The sequence below is a fragment of the Kineothrix sp. MB12-C1 genome (assembly GCF_030863805.1).
Lineage (GTDB): Bacteria > Bacillota > Clostridia > Lachnospirales > Lachnospiraceae > Kineothrix.
This window is the reverse complement of record NZ_CP132957.1, coordinates 1,265,657-1,280,545: the sequence shown is the minus strand read 5'-3', so window position 1 is coordinate 1,280,545 and position 14,889 is coordinate 1,265,657. Positions and strand designations below refer to the sequence as shown.

Genomic DNA, 14,889 nt, shown 5'->3' with positions numbered 1-14,889 from the left:
AAGGAGGCAAACGAAATGACGATGAGTGATCCGATTGCAGATATGCTTACAAGAATTCGTAATGCGAATACTGCAAAACATGATACAGTAGATGTTCCGTCTTCTAAGATGAAATTAGCGATTGCGCAGATTCTTTTAGAAGAAGGATACATTAAGAAATTTGATATAATTGAAGATGGAAGTTTCAAAACAATTCGTATTACTTTAAAATACGGCGCAGATAAGAGTGAAAAAATCATCGATGGCCTTAAGAGAATCTCTAAGCCGGGCCTGCGTGTGTATGCGAATGCACAGGAACTTCCCAGAGTTCTTGGAGGACTTGGTATCGCTATCATTTCCACAAACCAAGGCGTTATTACTGATAAAAAAGCAAGAGAGCTTAAAGTAGGCGGAGAAGTTTTAGCTTTCGTTTGGTAATAGTGTGAAAAGAAATGCTAAATCAGCATAGAACGCTGATTAAGAATTTCTATGTTTCACACGGGAAGAACGCAAGCGTTCTTCCAAAGACGTTGAAATAACAAAACAATAGGAGGTACGGGCATGTCACGTATAGGAAGAATGCCAATCGCGGTTCCGGCAGGTGTAACTGTGGATATCGCAGAAAATAACAAAGTGACTGTAAAAGGTCCTAAGGGAACACTTGAAAGAGTGCTTCCTGCAGAAATGAAAATCAAGATGGAAGGCGCTGAAATCGTTGTAACAAGACCCAATGATTTGAAGAAGATGAAATCTCTTCACGGCCTTACAAGAACTTTAATCAACAATATGGTAGTAGGTGTTACTGATGGCTATGCAAAGAAGCTGGAAGTAAACGGTGTTGGTTATAAGGTAGCGAAAAACGGTAATAAATTAACTCTGTCCTTAGGATATTCTCATCCGGTAGAGATGGAAGATCCTGAAGGCATTGAAGCAGTGGTGGAAGGACAGAACGTCATTATCGTAAAAGGAATTGATAAAGAAAAAGTTGGCCAATTCGCAGCTGAAATCAGAGATAAGAGAAGACCGGAGCCTTACAAGGGCAAGGGTATTAAGTATGCTGATGAAGTTATCAGACGTAAAGTTGGTAAGACTGGTAAGAAATAGATAAGGAGAGTATGATAATGGTTAGTAAAGAATCAAGACAAAAAGTTCGTGTTAAAAAACACATGAAAATTCGTAACCGTTTCAGCGGTACAGCTCAGAGACCGCGGTTGGCTGTTTTCAGAAGTAATAATCATATGTATGCTCAAATTATCGACGATACGGTTGGAAACACTTTAGTAGCGGCTTCCACTCTTGAGAAAGAAGTGAAGACTGAACTCGAGAAGACCAATAACGTTGATGCAGCAGCATATTTAGGAACCATAATTGCTAAAAGAGCACTGGAAAAAGGTATCACTACAGTAGTCTTTGATAGAGGCGGCTTTATATACCAGGGAAAAGTAGCAGCATTAGCTGATGCAGCCAGAGAAGCTGGCTTAGAATTCTAGGAAGGGAGAGAAAATCACATGAGACGTACAATCATTGATGCTAGTCAGTTAGAATTAACTGAAAAAGTAGTTTCCATCAAGAGAGTAACTAAGGTTGTAAAAGGTGGTCGTAACTTCCGATTCACAGCTTTGGTTGTTGTTGGTGACGGCAACGGACACGTTGGCGCAGGACTTGGGAAAGCAACAGAAATTCCTGACGCTATTCGTAAAGGAAAAGAAGATGCAACGAAGAATTTAGTTTCAGTTGCAATGGATGAAAATAACAGTATTACACACGATTTCCTCGGAAAATTCGGTTCCGCGACCGTTCTTTTAAAGAAGGCTCCGGATGGTACCGGTGTTATTGCAGGAGGTCCGGTACGTAACGTATGCGAACTTGCAGGCCTTAAAAATATCCGTACGAAATCACTTGGCTCGAATAACAAACAAAACGTTGTTCTTGCTACAATCGCAGGTTTGAGCCAGTTGAAAACTCCTGAAGAGGTTGCTAGAAAACGTGGTAAGTCTGTGGAAGAGATTATGGCGTAACCGCAGCATAAAACGCATTTGCGCTTTATGTAGTATGGAAAGGAGAATTAGGAAATGGCAGAAAAGTCTTTGAAAGTAACATTGGTGAAATCTCCTATCGGAGCGGTGCCTAAGCATAAGGCAACGGTTGAGGCAATGGGACTTCGCAAGCTGAATAAATCGATTATATTGCCCGATAATGGTGCTACGAGAGGGCAGATCAGACAGATAGCACATTTGGTAAAGGTAGAAGAAGTATAAAAAGATAAGGAGGTGTCACAGGAATGGAATTATCAAATTTAAGACCAGCAGAAGGTTCTAAACACAGTGATAATTTTAGAAGAGGCCGCGGACACGGTTCAGGTAACGGAAAGACAGCCGGAAAAGGACATAAAGGTCAAAAAGCTCGTTCAGGAGCTCCGAGAACGGGTTTTGAAGGTGGTCAGATGCCGTTATATAGACGTATCCCTAAGAGAGGTTTCACTAATATCAACTCTAAGGATATCGTAGGTATTAACTTGAGTGCTTTGGAAGTATTTGATAACGGTGCAACGGTGGATGTGGAAACGTTAATCGAAAGAGGAATTATTAAAAACCCTAAAGATGGCGTTAAGATCCTCGGAAACGGAGAATTTACCAAGAAGCTCACGGTAAAAGCTAATGCTTTCAGCGCGTCAGCAAAAGAAAAGATTGAGGCTCTTGGTGGAACAGCAGAGGTGATGTAATGTTTACAACCTTAAAGAATGCATTTAAAATCAAGGAAATTAGAGATAGAGTATTTTTCACCTTACTGATGCTGGTTGTGATCCGTCTTGGATCACAGCTTCCCGCACCAGGGGTAAACAGACATTATTTTTCCAATTGGTTTGCAGCACAGACAGGAGATGCATTTAATTTCTTGGATGCCTTTACAGGTGGTTCATTCCTTAATATGTCCATCTTGGCATTAAACATTACTCCATATATTACATCTTCCATTATTATGCAGCTTTTAACAATTGCAATCCCTAAATTGGAAGAAATGCAACGTGATGGAGAAGATGGAAGAAAGAAAATAGCATCGATTACACGTTATGTAACAGTAGGTCTTGCACTGTTCGAGTCCGCCGCAATGGCAATTGGTTTCGGAAGACAGGGATTGCTGGAAACATATAATGCGATAAATATAGTTACCGTAGTAGCAGCTCTTACTGCAGGTAGTGCATTCCTTATGTGGATTGGTGAGAGAATTACAGAGAATGGTATCGGCAATGGTATTTCTATTGTACTCGTTATCAATATCATTTCACGTTTGCCTCAGGATATTAACCAGTTGTTCGAACAGTTCGTGTTCGGCAAATCTACAGCCCTTGCAGTGGTGGCGGCGCTTATTATTGTCGGCGTTATCGTAGGCATGGTAGTTTTAGTAGTTCTTTTAAATGGCGGTATGCGCAAGATTCCTGTGCAATATGCCAAAAAAGTACAGGGAAGAAAAATGGTCGGCGGTCAAACGTCAAGCATTCCCTTGAAAGTGAATACATCGGGCGTTATCCCGATTATCTTCGCTTCTTCGCTTATGCAGTTACCGGTTGTATTAGCTTCTTTCTTCAGCTATCAGGGAACCGGCATATGGGGAGAAATATTAAAAGGGCTTAACTCCGCATATTGGTGTAAGCCGAGTGAACCTATTTATTCGATAGGATTACTTATCTATGTATTGCTCGTTATCTTCTTCGCATATTTCTATACATCAATTACATTTAATCCTTTGGAGATAGCGGACAGGATGAAAAAACAAGGTGGATTTATTCCTGGTATCAGACCAGGTAAGCCTACCAGCGATTATCTGACAAGGATACTTAACTATATCATTTTTATAGGCGCCCTTGGGCTGACAATCGTAGGCATTCTTCCTTTTGTATTCAATGGTCTTTTCAATGCCAGTGTATCATTCGGAGGAACAAGCTTAATCATTATCGTAAGCGTTGTGCTTGAGACGATGAAGCAGATTGAATCGAAGATGTTAGTTCGTAATTATAAAGGATTTTTAAATGATTAGTCAGTTCGACTATGGGAAAATTCTTTCGGCATTATATTAGGAGGACGAAGGAGTGGCTGAGAGTCCCCTTTGTTTCTATCATAGGAAACCTTGTTCCAAATAGGAACTTTGTTCCTATGATAGAAAAGCCCTCCGGGCAGGGTGCGCAGCTACGCGCACCAAGTAGCCGATTTTATGATGGGCACCCGCCTTACAGCGTGTGTCCGTTTGTTGCAATAGGGACATTTGCTGTGAAAGGACGATATAACGATGAAAATTATTATGTTAGGTGCTCCGGGAGCCGGAAAGGGAACACAGGCTAAAATGATAGCTGATAAATATGGTGTTCCTCATATTTCTACAGGTGATATTTTTAGAGCGAATATTAAGAATGGTACAGAACTTGGCACGGAAGCTAAGAAATATATGGATCAGGGTCTTCTTGTACCTGATGAACTTACGGTGAAGATTCTTCTTGACAGAGTAGCGGATCAAGACTGTAAAGATGGTTACGTGCTGGATGGTTTTCCAAGAACGATTCCTCAGGCGCAGGTGCTCGATAAGGCACTCGCTCAGTTGAATGAAACGATCGATTATGCGATCGATGTGGATGTACCCGATGAAAATATTGTAAAAAGAATGTCCGGTAGACGTGCATGTCTCGCATGCGGAGCTACATATCATATGGAACATGTTCCTCCGAAAATGGAAGGAACTTGTGATAGATGCGGAAAAGAATTGGTTCTTCGCGATGACGACAAGCCGGAGACCGTTTTGAACCGCCTTAAGGTTTATCATGATCAGACACAGCCTTTGATCGACTTCTATAGTGAAAAAGGCGTACTTAGAACAGTGGACGGAACGCAGCCTATGGAGGATGTATTCAGGTCCATCGTAAAGATTTTAGGAGCTTAAAATATGGCAGTATCGATTAAATCTGAGAGAGAGATAGAACTGATGCGTAAAGCGGGTAAAATGCTTGCAGAAGTGCATGCCCGCCTCGGAGAAGCAATTAGACCGGGAATGTCAACACTGGATATTGACAAACTGGGGGAAAAGCTGATTCGAAGCTACGGTTGTGTTCCTAATTTCTTAAATTATAACGGTTACCCTGCATCCATATGCGTATCCGTCAATGATGAAGTAGTACACGGCATTCCACATGCCGAACACATATTGCAGGACGGAGATATTGTAAGCCTGGATGCAGGTTTGATATATAAAGGATATCATTCGGACGCGGCAAGGACACATGCCGTCGGTACGATCAGCGAAGAAGCGAAGAAGTTGATTGAAGTAACGAAGCAAAGCTTTTTCGAAGGAATTAAAATGGCAAAATCAGGCAATCATCTATATGATATATCAAGTGCGATAGACCAATATGTATCTTCCTTTGGCTATGGCATCGTTAAGGATTTGGTGGGCCATGGTATTGGGACGAAGCTTCACGAGGAGCCGCAGATTCCGAACTTCACACAGCGCCGCAAGGGAATTAAGCTTCGTGCAGGTATGACCTTGGCGATAGAACCTATGATTAATATGGGGGATTGGGAAGTGGATTGGCTGGATGACGATTGGACGGTGGTCACGGCAGATGGTTCGTTATCAGCTCACTATGAGAATACCATTCTCATCACCGATGATGGTGAGCCGGAGATTCTAACGTTGCTTTAGGGCAGAGGGTTGGAAGAAGAAAGGCTAGGTTAGTGATATGGAACGAGTAGAAGACACTCGTCTTGGAATGTTTGCGATATCGAAAGCAGGCCACGATAAGGACACGATATATATCATAGTAGAAGAAGATAATGAATATGTATATTTAGCGGATGGTAAATATAAAACAAGGGAAAATCCGAAGAAGAAAAACAAAAGGCATATTCAGATTATCAAGAAAAAATCCGATGATATTCTAAAAGAGAAACTGATAAAGAAGCAACCGATATATAATGAAGAAATAAGGAAAGCCATAGGAGGTATCATATGTCTAAAGCAGATGTAATTGAAATTGAAGGAACAGTAATTGAAAAGTTACCAAACACCATGTTCCAGGTAGAACTTGAAAATGGACACAAGGTGCTTGCTCACATAAGCGGTAAGCTGCGCCAGAATTTTATTCGTATCTTACCGGGAGATAGAGTAACTCTGGAGTTGTCACCATATGATTTGTCGAAGGGTCGTATTATCTGGAGAGATAAGTAATTGTAAGGATACGAACAGTTACTTGACGAATCACATAAAATGCTCTTGCATTTGACAATTTCCCATGATATAATGTAAGACGGTCTTTTTGAAAGGAGGGTTTAACATGAAGGTTAGATCATCAGTAAAACCGATTTGCGAAAAATGCAAAATCATTAAAAGAAAAGGAAGAATCAGAGTAATCTGTGAGAATCCGAAGCACAAACAAAGACAAGGATAATCCCTACGCTGATTAGTGATAAACAGCAAAGGATCCTTGTCCGGTTATAGTGTAAGATTGCTGTGCAGCCCCATATGGAAGACTGCACTGATAAATATAGATTATAACGACACAGGAGCCTATGGAGATTACTTGTTGATACCAGGGCGGGCAAAGGAACTATCGATAAAAGACAAGAACGATAGTCCAATGTAGTGCTTTGGAAAGGTCGGATTTGATTCCGGTTGGGTGTGCCGGAGGCCATCTCAATCAACTTAGTAACATCATGAATTTTTCATGAAACAAAAAATGGAGGAAATGTAAATGGCTCGTATTGCAGGTGTTGACTTACCTAGAGAAAAACGTGTAGAGATAGGACTCACATATATCTATGGTATAGGAAGAGTAAGTTCAAACAAGATTCTTGAGGCGGCACAGGTTAATCCTGATACACGCGTAAGAGAATTAACAGATGAAGAAGTAAAGAGACTCAGCGAAGTAATCGATACCGATTTCACGGTAGAGGGTGATCTTCGTAGAGAAATCGCTATGAACATCAAGAGACTTCAGGAAATCGGATGCTACAGAGGTATTCGTCACAGAAAAGGTCTTCCTGTTCGTGGTCAGAAGACTAAGACGAATGCAAGAACAAGAAAAGGCCCGAAACGTACAGTGGCTAATAAGAAGAAATAATTAAGAACGAAAGTAACAGTTACAATAAATGTAACAGGAAATGAAAAGTCGAGAAAGTAGGTTAGTTTAAAATGGCAAAGAAAGTTGCAAAAAAAGTAACAAAGAAACGTGTCAAGAAAAACGTTGAACACGGACAGGCACATATCCAGTCTTCTTTTAACAATACAATTGTTACATTGACAGACAACGAAGGAAATGCTCTCAGCTGGGCAAGTGCTGGTGGTCTTGGTTTTAGAGGTTCAAGGAAATCTACTCCGTACGCAGCACAGATGGCGGCAGAAACTGCTACAAAAGCTGCACTTGTACATGGTTTGAAAACAGTTGATGTTATGGTTAAAGGACCAGGTTCAGGACGTGAGGCAGCAATCCGTGCACTTCAGGCTTGTGGAGTTGAAGTAACGAGTATCAGAGACGTAACACCCGTTCCTCACAATGGATGCCGTCCTCCCAAACGCCGCCGCGTATAATTGCGAAATATTCGTTACAGTTCCGTCATCAACACCGCGAGGCGTTTTTTGTGAACGAAGGTCACAGAAAACCTGAGTGTGGCAAGCGCGCAATACTGCATAGCAGTATTTCTGTGCATGAATTGTTGCTAGGAAGCCGTAGGCTGAATAGTAACAAACATTCCGTCTACCAGGCGGATATGCAGCATGTTGGAAGAATGCGTAATGTTCTTAAGAACTTACGTTGTAAACAATAGTGAAAGGCTTATAGGCCTTTATTCAGAAAGGAGCCCGAAATGGCAGTAAACAGAGTACCAGTTTTAAAAAGATGCAGAGCTTTAGGACTTGAGCCTTCTTTTTTAGGATATGATAAGAAATCAAACAGAGCGGTAAGATCAGGCAAGAAAATAAGCGAGTATGGTCTTCAATTAAGAGAAAAACAGAAAGCAAAATTTATCTACGGTGTTCTTGAGAAACCCTTTAGAAACTACTATGAAAGAGCTGATAGAATGATGGCAGGTCTTACAGGTGAAAACCTTATGACTATGCTCGAGAGCAGACTTGATAATGTAGTGTTTAGAATGGGACTTGCGAGAACAAGAAGAGAAGCAAGACAGGTAGTTGGACATAAGCACTTCCTTGTAAATGGCAAGGCTGTAAATATTCCTTCTTACTTGGTAAAAGCTGGAGATGTAGTTGAAGTAAGAGAAAAATCCAAATCCTTACAGAGATATAAAGAAATCCTCGAGGTTACCGGTGGAAGACTTACTCCTGAATGGATGGATGTTGACCAGGAAGCTATGAAAGGAACAATTAAGCAGCTCCCTACAAGAGAGATGATCGATGTTCCCGTTAATGAAATGCTTATAGTCGAGTTATATTCTAAGTAAGATAAGATTTCATTATAACAGAAAAATTAGGCAGATAAGGAGAATTCTTCTTATCTGCTTAACGACTTAGATATAATTGTTCGTAAAGGAGGGTATTTGCAGTGTTTGATTTTGAAAGACCCAATATTGAGGTTGCAGAAATCTCTGAAGATAAAAAGTATGGCAAATTTGTAGTAGAACCTTTAGAAAGAGGCTATGGCATTACGCTGGGCAACTCATTAAGAAGAATTATGCTTTCTTCTTTACCTGGTGCTGCGGTAAGTCAGGTGAAGATTGAAGGAGTTTTACACGAATTCAGTTCCATTCCGGGCGTAAAGGAAGATGTTACCGAAATCATTATGAATATTAAAGGTCTCGCTATTAGAAATAACAGCGATACAAATGAACCTAAGACGGCATATGTTGAATTTGACGGCGAAGGTGTTGTAAAGGCATCCGATATTCAGGTGGATCAGGATATTGAAATCTTAAATCCCGATTTAGTAATCGCTACCTTAAGCGGAAAAGATACAAAATTGTATATGGAGCTTACCATTTCAAAAGGCAGAGGTTATGTAGGCGCCGATAAGAACAAATTGGAAGATTTGCCAATCGGTGTGATTGCAATCGATTCCATTTATACACCTGTTGAAAGAGTAAATGTGACGATTGAGAACACTCGTGTAGGTCAGATTACGGACTATGACAAACTGACACTCGATGTGTATACGAACGGAACTTTAGTTCCCGACGAAGCGGTTAGTTTGGCTGCAAAAGTACTCAGCGAACATTTAAGTCTTTTCATCGATCTATCTGAAAATGCCAAAACGGCAGAAGTTATGGTAGAAAAAGAGGATGATGAAAAAGAAAAGGTATTAGAAATGAGCATTGATGAGCTTGAACTCTCTGTTCGTTCCTATAACTGTTTGAAGAGAGCCGGAATCAATACGGTGGAAGAATTAACAAACAAAACGCCTGAAGATATGATGAAGGTTCGTAACTTAGGACGCAAGTCCTTGGAGGAAGTTTTGGCTAAATTAAAGGAACTCGGTTTACAGCTTAATCCCAGCGAGGAATAAAAGTAAACTGTGTTTATAGATTCGTGAAAACGCATGTGTAATAAGTCCAAAGAGCGTATGCGTGCGGGCTCATGATATGGAATCAGCATTCGGTAAATAAGTCCAAAGAGCATGGCCGGATGTACCATAAGGGGAATTCCCTGTTTGAGAGAAAGGAGCCGTAAAAATGGCAAAATACAGAAAACTTGGCAGAACATCTGACCAAAGAAAAGCATTACTTAGAAATCAGGTAACTAATTTATTGTACCATGGTAAAATTATTACCACACAGGCAAAAGCAAAAGAAGTTCAGAAAATTGCTGAAGGTCTTATTGCACTTGCTGCTAAAGAAAAAGACAACTTCGAAACCGTAAAAGTTACAGCGAAAGTAGCTCGTAAGGATAAAGACGGTAATAGAGTAAAACAAATCGTTGACAAAGATACCAAAAAGGTTCTTTCTGAGACACACCGCGATAAAGACGGCAAAATCTTAAGAATCGAAAATGGTGTGACAGTAACTGTTTACGATGAAGTAGAAAAAGAAATCAAAAAAGATCTTCCTTCCAGATTGCATGCAAGAAGACAGATGTTAAAGGTATTATATCCTGTAACAGAAGTTCCTTCTACTAACGCAGGCAAAAAGAAAGCAACAAAGGAAGCTGACCTTGTTGGAAAGCTTTTCGATGAGTATGGTCCGAAATATGCAAGCCGTAACGGTGGTTACACGAGAATCATTAAGATTGGACAACGTAAGGGCGATGCAGCTATGGAAGTTGTTCTCGAATTAGTATAAGTTCATAGGAATAAATGATAAAAGGAGATTGCTTTGGCAGTCTCCTTTGTTATAATATAGATAAGTTGTAAAAGCTTCATATGTTTTTCTGTGTGGGGTTTTATATGTTTTGTATATTATTTGCTTGGTTTACGAAGGGATTTTGCTCGGCGGCTTTGATTTATCTTCCGGCACATGCAGTTGTATTTTCTAAATGGAATGGATAAGTTTCGAAGGCGGACGGGTCGGAATCAAGGTACATCCTTGTACCGTGATTCCTAAATGTTGCATCCTTGCAACATTTGCCCTGGGTTATTTGTTATTCCATTAAGAAAATCCTAATTGCATGTTGCAGGAAGTAAAATCAAACCGCCAAGTAAAATCCTGCGGAAGGTTGCGAAATGATAGGCTGGGATAATAGTGGTATGAATGAATATATAAGATAATGAAGTTCTAGAATATGTAAATTTGAGTGAAGTCCAAGGAGTATCGAAGTTAAGGAAAAGTTGTAATTGTATATAGGAATAGTGAAAGACTGTAAGATATAGGAAGTAATGGAAGTTTTAGAAATGGTAGAAGTTTTTTATCGAAGGATTCAATTATTAACTTTTTAAGAGAGGAAAAGGAGAAGGTTATGGCTAAGAGGATGTTGGATTGTGTTTCTTCGGATTTTGCGGGATTTACGAAGGAAGATTATTTGAGTTCTATCGCAGGAAGTGAAGGACGGGTAGTAGCGTGTGAATGCATCGGAATCACGATGCCGATTCTTTCTGATGTGACTAATGCGGAGTTTGCGGCATCTATGGGGGCAGATGTGTTGCTTCTTAATATGTTCGATGTAGTAAAGCCTGTTATACAAGGGCTTCCCAAGGTAGATCCGGAGGAAACGGTGAGGGAGTTGAAGCGCCTTACAGGGAGGATGATAGGGATTAATTTGGAGCCGGTGGAAGACTCGATCGCGGAGGGAAATAAAGGTTCCTTGTGGGAGATGTCCGAAGGACGCAGGGCGACGGTGGATAATGCGAGAAAAGCAAGCGAAATGGGTGTAGATATGGTTCTTCTCACAGGAAATCCAGGCAATGGTGTAAGTAATAAGGCGATAAGTGATTCCTTGAAAGCGATGTCGAAAGAGTTAGGCGATAAGTTGATCTTGGCGGCTGGTAAAATGCATGCTTCCGGTATTATCGGAGAAGGCGGGGAGAATATCATTACGAAGGAAGATATTGCAGAGTTTGTAGAAGCAGGAGCGGATATCATCCTACTTCCTGCACCGGCGACTGTTCCCGGAATTACGACGGAATATATTAGAGAATTGGTTTCCTTCGCTCATAGCAAAGGAGTGCTGACTATTACTGCGATAGGAACGTCACAAGAAGGAGCAGATGTAGAGACGATTAAGCAGATTGCTCTGATGTGCAAGATGACGGGAACGGATATTCATCATATCGGAGATGCCGGATATCCGGGAATGGCTGTGCCGGAAAATATTATGGCATATTCAGTAGCCATCCGCGGAGTAAGGCATACCTACCATAGAATGGCGGTATCGGTGAACCGATAGATTTATTTCGGAACCTTTTGGAAATGTTGGTAGTCCTTGAGGGAGTTCCAATTACCGCCCCATGTGAAACCATGCTCTGTAAAGAGTTTGTAGCATAGATCATTTTCATCAATTTTATAAGCGAATTCTTTTGAGCGGTCTGCATATGTCTCACTGCCTTGTGGTGAGATGTATGTAGTACCGTCGTTTTTATATACGACATAAGGGTTGAAGAAAGGGTTGATATCGATGGCAAGCCCGAGTGCATGTTTCGAAAGGCTAGTGGTACCATCAACTACACGGTAATTGAAGCAGGAGGTGTTATTATCCAGCATAGATAAGACGTCATCTCCGCCGTATTCATCGATAAGGGATATTTGCTCTATCTGGTATTCATTTTCATATAATTCATAGAAAATTTCAACGAGATCTTGGGCAATTGCCTCATTGCAAATTAATTCGCCGGTGCGAACAATCCCCTTGAAATTATAATAGAGAACCCTAACATAGCGAAGATCATCATAACTGATTTGAATTTCGTCCGGAGAGGATACGATATTCATAGCGGTAACTAAAGTTGTATCCTTATTTTCCTCGCTTACCGGATAGGAGATTCCTGTAATTCTCTTTTTAATATCATCAGAAAGTGGTTCGTAATAAAAGTCCGGCATGTATTCTACTCGTTCGGGATAAATATCCATTGTATCCTCCATTATTCCGTCTGTTTCTTTCGTATTATCTATATGAGTTATATCTTCTTTTTCAGAACTGCTTTTCTTGTCATTTCTTGAAGAGTCTTCAATCATCGGTTCTGTTTCTTTCTGTGCTGTATAATCTGTAGTTTGAGGATAGGCAAGGTCGGGATTATTGGCAGCATATTCTGTAAGAGTTTCCGAATGAGCACATACTCTTATAAACAGAGAACAGAAGATAATAAGAGACAGCAGTACAAAGAGGGGTTTTATAATTTTCTTTAAGTCCATAACATTTTCCTTTTGCTTTGATTTGGCATAAAACTGAGCAAAAAAAGTATATCATATTTTACGGGGAATGTCGCGTTACAAGTATAATATTTTAGCAATATTATACTGCGCCGAGCAAAGCGAGTGTGCAAAAATATATCATGGCCGCCTGCGGACAAGGTATGAAATAATGAATACGCTCTATTGTAATTGTTAGTATTTTCTAGTACAATTAAAAACGTGACTAAATGGTAACTAATCTGAGGGTTTAGGATAACAAATGGGAATTATAGAAACGAAAAAGTTGATTTTTGAATATATCAGACGGGATGAGGAAGGCAATGTAGAAGGAATCACTCGCGCAGTGGATGAGGTAAGTTTGGATGTGAAGCAAGGGGATTTCATTGCGATTCTCGGGCATAACGGCTCCGGTAAATCCACTCTTGCCAAGCATTTGAATGCAATTCTCTATCCCACGGAAGGATCTGTCTGGGTGGATGGCAAAGATACAACAGATGAAAAATATCTTTGGGATATCAGACAGAACGCCGGAATGGTTTTCCAGAATCCGGATAATCAAATTATCGGACAAGTGGTAGAAGAGGATGTGGGTTTCGGACCGGAAAATATGGGTGTTCCTACGAAAGAAATATGGGAACGAGTAGAAGAGAGCCTGAAAGCGGTGGGAATGTATAAATACAGAAAGCATTCTCCCAACAAGTTGTCAGGAGGACAGAAGCAAAGAGTATCGATTGCAGGGGTAATTGCAATGCATCCTAAATGCATTATATTGGATGAACCGACTGCGATGTTGGATCCCAATGGACGCAAGGAGGTCATACGTGCGGTTCGTGCGCTGAATCATGCAGAGGGTATTACAGTAATACTCATTACCCACTATATGGAAGAAATCATTCATGCAGACAGGGCGGTCGTTATGGATAAAGGGCGCATCGCCATGCAGGGAACCCCGAGGGAAATTTTCTCACAGGTGGAAAAGTTAAAGGAATTGCGCCTGGATGTGCCGCAAGTTACTTTGCTCGCTTATGAGTTGAGAAAAAGCGGAATCGATCTTCCGGATGGAATCTTGACTTGTGAAGAACTTATGCAGGAACTTAAAATGTAAGCGCCAAAATGCATTTTTGCATTCTGTGTGCCTTCTGTCGCTGTTCATGATGAAGCTGTGAACATATTCACGATGAGACTGTGAATAGTAACAAGATATGCGTATGAGGTAGAAATAGATGGCAATAATTCTTGACCATGTAAGTTATATATATGAAGAAGGAACCACAATGGAGATAGCGGCCTTAAAAGATATTAATCTTGTAATACCGGATGGGCAGTTTATCGGGCTTATAGGCCATACAGGTTCCGGTAAATCGACGCTTGTACAGCACTTGAATGGACTGATGAAACCTACATCGGGACATATTTATTATAACGGTGAGGATATAGGGGAAGCGGGTTTTAATAAGAAGGAGCTAAGAAGCAATGTAGGATTAGTATTTCAATATCCTGAACATCAGCTTTTTGAAATCGATGTTTTCTCTGATGTATGCTTCGGTCCTAAGAATATGGGACTTTCAGAAAAAGAAGTGCAGCTTCGTGCTTATGAGGCTTTAAAGCAGGTAGGATTGGAAGATGAGTATTTCTATCAGTCACCGTTTGATTTATCGGGCGGACAGAAGAGAAGAGTCGCCATTGCCGGAGTGCTTGCCATGAAGCCGGAGGTGCTTATTCTGGATGAGCCTACGGCAGGTCTTGATCCAAAAGGGCGAGACGAGATTCTAAGCCAAATCGCGAAGCTTCGTGAGGAAACAGGAATTACAGTAGTTCTCGTTTCTCATAGTATGGAGGATGTGGCAAAGTATGTAGACCGTATCATTGTTATGAATCAGGGAAGTGTTATGTATGATGATGAGCCGAGAAAAGTATTCCGCCATTATAAGGAGTTGGAAGAAGTAGGGCTTGCAGCCCCCCAGGTAACCTATATTATGCAGGCGTTTAAGGAAAGAGGTTACTCGGTGAATGAAGATGTGATTAACATTGAAGAAGCCAGGGATGAAATTCTGAAGGTAATAAAAGGGTAGGCAGAATAGATGATGTAAGCAGGCATGTAAAGTTATGGTTCACAAGATAGGGCTTTAGAACTGCC

21 protein-coding genes are annotated in these 14,889 nt (G+C 40.8%); 20 read left to right on the top strand and 1 reads right to left on the bottom strand.

Going from position 1 to position 14,889, the window contains the following annotated elements; translation table 11 throughout:
- The first annotated feature begins 15 nt into the window (after nt 1-15).
- From rpsH to RBB56_RS05920, 18 genes are all read left to right on the top strand, one after another.
- Nucleotides 16-417, top strand: a complete 402-nt coding sequence (gene rpsH, locus RBB56_RS06005) for a 30S ribosomal protein S8 (protein WP_306721476.1) — start codon at nt 16-18, stop codon at nt 415-417.
- Between the two features lie 123 nt (nt 418-540).
- Nucleotides 541-1,083, top strand: coding sequence for a 50S ribosomal protein L6 (gene rplF / locus RBB56_RS06000; protein WP_306721475.1), 543 nt, complete (start codon nt 541-543; stop codon nt 1,081-1,083).
- A 17-nt stretch (nt 1,084-1,100) separates the two neighbouring features.
- Nucleotides 1,101-1,469, top strand: a complete 369-nt coding sequence (rplR, locus tag RBB56_RS05995; RefSeq protein WP_306721474.1) for a 50S ribosomal protein L18 — start codon at nt 1,101-1,103, stop codon at nt 1,467-1,469.
- A gap of 18 nt (nt 1,470-1,487) precedes the next feature.
- Complete coding sequence (rpsE, locus tag RBB56_RS05990; RefSeq protein WP_306721473.1) at nt 1,488-1,997, top strand: 30S ribosomal protein S5; 510 nt, start codon at nt 1,488-1,490, stop codon at nt 1,995-1,997.
- A 54-nt stretch (nt 1,998-2,051) separates the two neighbouring features.
- A complete protein-coding gene (gene rpmD / locus RBB56_RS05985) occupies nt 2,052-2,237 on the top strand; it encodes a 50S ribosomal protein L30 (protein ID WP_306721472.1) in 186 nt (61 codons plus the stop codon).
- Nucleotides 2,238-2,260: 23 nt separating this feature from the next.
- Entirely contained in the window at nt 2,261-2,701 is a 441-nt protein-coding gene (rplO, locus tag RBB56_RS05980; RefSeq protein ID WP_306721471.1) for a 50S ribosomal protein L15, read from the top strand.
- Nucleotides 2,701-4,014 carry a preprotein translocase subunit SecY gene (gene secY, locus RBB56_RS05975; RefSeq protein WP_306721470.1) on the top strand — a complete coding sequence of 438 codons (1,314 nt, stop codon included), beginning with the start codon at nt 2,701-2,703 and terminating at the stop codon, nt 4,012-4,014. Before rplO ends, secY begins: the two co-directional genes overlap by 1 nt.
- A gap of 249 nt (nt 4,015-4,263) precedes the next feature.
- A complete protein-coding gene (locus RBB56_RS05970; protein WP_306721469.1) occupies nt 4,264-4,908 on the top strand; it encodes an adenylate kinase in 645 nt (214 codons plus the stop codon).
- Between the two features lie 3 nt (nt 4,909-4,911).
- A complete protein-coding gene (gene map, locus RBB56_RS05965; RefSeq protein ID WP_306721468.1) occupies nt 4,912-5,667 on the top strand; it encodes a type I methionyl aminopeptidase in 756 nt (251 codons plus the stop codon).
- 37 nt (nt 5,668-5,704) lie between these two features.
- Nucleotides 5,705-5,992: a KOW domain-containing RNA-binding protein gene (locus tag RBB56_RS05960; RefSeq protein WP_306721467.1), complete on the top strand. Its 288-nt coding sequence runs from the start codon at nt 5,705-5,707 to the stop codon at nt 5,990-5,992.
- Complete coding sequence (gene infA, locus RBB56_RS05955; RefSeq protein ID WP_306721466.1) at nt 5,974-6,192, top strand: translation initiation factor IF-1; 219 nt, start codon at nt 5,974-5,976, stop codon at nt 6,190-6,192. The genes RBB56_RS05960 and infA overlap by 19 nt, the downstream gene beginning before the upstream one ends.
- 106 nt (nt 6,193-6,298) lie before the next feature.
- On the top strand, nt 6,299-6,412 hold the full coding sequence (rpmJ, locus tag RBB56_RS05950) for a 50S ribosomal protein L36 (RefSeq protein WP_031271335.1): 114 nt from the start codon (nt 6,299-6,301) through the stop codon (nt 6,410-6,412).
- A gap of 303 nt (nt 6,413-6,715) precedes the next feature.
- Nucleotides 6,716-7,084: a 30S ribosomal protein S13 gene (gene rpsM, locus RBB56_RS05945; RefSeq protein ID WP_306721465.1), complete on the top strand. Its 369-nt coding sequence runs from the start codon at nt 6,716-6,718 to the stop codon at nt 7,082-7,084.
- A 71-nt stretch (nt 7,085-7,155) separates the two neighbouring features.
- Nucleotides 7,156-7,551, top strand: coding sequence for a 30S ribosomal protein S11 (gene rpsK, locus RBB56_RS05940; RefSeq protein WP_306721464.1), 396 nt, complete (start codon nt 7,156-7,158; stop codon nt 7,549-7,551).
- A gap of 275 nt (nt 7,552-7,826) precedes the next feature.
- Nucleotides 7,827-8,420 carry a 30S ribosomal protein S4 gene (gene rpsD / locus RBB56_RS05935; protein WP_306721463.1) on the top strand — a complete coding sequence of 198 codons (594 nt, stop codon included), beginning with the start codon at nt 7,827-7,829 and terminating at the stop codon, nt 8,418-8,420.
- A 101-nt stretch (nt 8,421-8,521) separates the two neighbouring features.
- On the top strand, nt 8,522-9,478 hold the full coding sequence (locus tag RBB56_RS05930; RefSeq protein WP_306721462.1) for a DNA-directed RNA polymerase subunit alpha: 957 nt from the start codon (nt 8,522-8,524) through the stop codon (nt 9,476-9,478).
- Nucleotides 9,479-9,644: 166 nt separating this feature from the next.
- Complete coding sequence (locus RBB56_RS05925; protein WP_306721461.1) at nt 9,645-10,250, top strand: bL17 family ribosomal protein; 606 nt, start codon at nt 9,645-9,647, stop codon at nt 10,248-10,250.
- A 613-nt stretch (nt 10,251-10,863) separates the two neighbouring features.
- The gene (locus RBB56_RS05920; RefSeq protein ID WP_306721460.1) at nt 10,864-11,790 is read left to right on the top strand and encodes a DUF7916 family protein; all 927 of its coding nucleotides are present in this window, start codon (nt 10,864-10,866) and stop codon (nt 11,788-11,790) included.
- A 2-nt stretch (nt 11,791-11,792) separates the two neighbouring features.
- Here RBB56_RS05920 and RBB56_RS05915 read toward each other — a convergent pair whose 3' ends face one another.
- Nucleotides 11,793-12,752, bottom strand: a complete 960-nt coding sequence (locus tag RBB56_RS05915; protein ID WP_306721459.1) for a M15 family metallopeptidase — start codon at nt 12,750-12,752, stop codon at nt 11,793-11,795.
- 259 nt (nt 12,753-13,011) lie between these two features.
- Here RBB56_RS05915 and RBB56_RS05910 point away from each other — a divergent pair, with 259 nt between their 5' ends.
- Nucleotides 13,012-13,857, top strand: a complete 846-nt coding sequence (locus tag RBB56_RS05910) for an energy-coupling factor transporter ATPase (RefSeq protein WP_306721458.1) — start codon at nt 13,012-13,014, stop codon at nt 13,855-13,857.
- Nucleotides 13,858-13,975: 118 nt separating this feature from the next.
- The gene (locus tag RBB56_RS05905; RefSeq protein ID WP_306721457.1) at nt 13,976-14,824 is read left to right on the top strand and encodes an energy-coupling factor transporter ATPase; all 849 of its coding nucleotides are present in this window, start codon (nt 13,976-13,978) and stop codon (nt 14,822-14,824) included.
- Nucleotides 14,825-14,889 lie beyond the last annotated feature (65 nt).

Excerpts from the sequence above, each read along its gene's own strand:
- rpsH (WP_306721476.1), top strand. The coding sequence starts at position 16 with ATGACGATGAGTGATCCGATTGCAGATATGCTTACAAGAATTCGTAAT.
- rplF (WP_306721475.1), top strand. The coding sequence starts at position 541 with ATGTCACGTATAGGAAGAATGCCAATCGCGGTTCCGGCAGGTGTAACT.
- rplR (WP_306721474.1), top strand. The coding sequence starts at position 1,101 with ATGGTTAGTAAAGAATCAAGACAAAAAGTTCGTGTTAAAAAACACATG.
- rpsE (WP_306721473.1), top strand. The coding sequence starts at position 1,488 with ATGAGACGTACAATCATTGATGCTAGTCAGTTAGAATTAACTGAAAAA.
- rpmD (WP_306721472.1), top strand. The coding sequence starts at position 2,052 with ATGGCAGAAAAGTCTTTGAAAGTAACATTGGTGAAATCTCCTATCGGA.
- rplO (WP_306721471.1), top strand. The coding sequence starts at position 2,261 with ATGGAATTATCAAATTTAAGACCAGCAGAAGGTTCTAAACACAGTGAT.
- secY (WP_306721470.1), top strand. The coding sequence starts at position 2,701 with ATGTTTACAACCTTAAAGAATGCATTTAAAATCAAGGAAATTAGAGAT.
- RBB56_RS05970 (WP_306721469.1), top strand. The coding sequence starts at position 4,264 with ATGAAAATTATTATGTTAGGTGCTCCGGGAGCCGGAAAGGGAACACAG.
- map (WP_306721468.1), top strand. The coding sequence starts at position 4,912 with ATGGCAGTATCGATTAAATCTGAGAGAGAGATAGAACTGATGCGTAAA.
- RBB56_RS05960 (WP_306721467.1), top strand. The coding sequence starts at position 5,705 with ATGGAACGAGTAGAAGACACTCGTCTTGGAATGTTTGCGATATCGAAA.
- infA (WP_306721466.1), top strand. The coding sequence starts at position 5,974 with ATGTCTAAAGCAGATGTAATTGAAATTGAAGGAACAGTAATTGAAAAG.
- rpmJ (WP_031271335.1), top strand. The coding sequence starts at position 6,299 with ATGAAGGTTAGATCATCAGTAAAACCGATTTGCGAAAAATGCAAAATC.
- rpsM (WP_306721465.1), top strand. The coding sequence starts at position 6,716 with ATGGCTCGTATTGCAGGTGTTGACTTACCTAGAGAAAAACGTGTAGAG.
- rpsK (WP_306721464.1), top strand. The coding sequence starts at position 7,156 with ATGGCAAAGAAAGTTGCAAAAAAAGTAACAAAGAAACGTGTCAAGAAA.
- rpsD (WP_306721463.1), top strand. The coding sequence starts at position 7,827 with ATGGCAGTAAACAGAGTACCAGTTTTAAAAAGATGCAGAGCTTTAGGA.
- RBB56_RS05925 (WP_306721461.1), top strand. The coding sequence starts at position 9,645 with ATGGCAAAATACAGAAAACTTGGCAGAACATCTGACCAAAGAAAAGCA.
- RBB56_RS05920 (WP_306721460.1), top strand. The coding sequence starts at position 10,864 with ATGGCTAAGAGGATGTTGGATTGTGTTTCTTCGGATTTTGCGGGATTT.
- RBB56_RS05915 (WP_306721459.1), bottom strand. The coding sequence starts at position 12,752 with ATGGACTTAAAGAAAATTATAAAACCCCTCTTTGTACTGCTGTCTCTT.
- RBB56_RS05910 (WP_306721458.1), top strand. The coding sequence starts at position 13,012 with ATGGGAATTATAGAAACGAAAAAGTTGATTTTTGAATATATCAGACGG.
- RBB56_RS05905 (WP_306721457.1), top strand. The coding sequence starts at position 13,976 with ATGGCAATAATTCTTGACCATGTAAGTTATATATATGAAGAAGGAACC.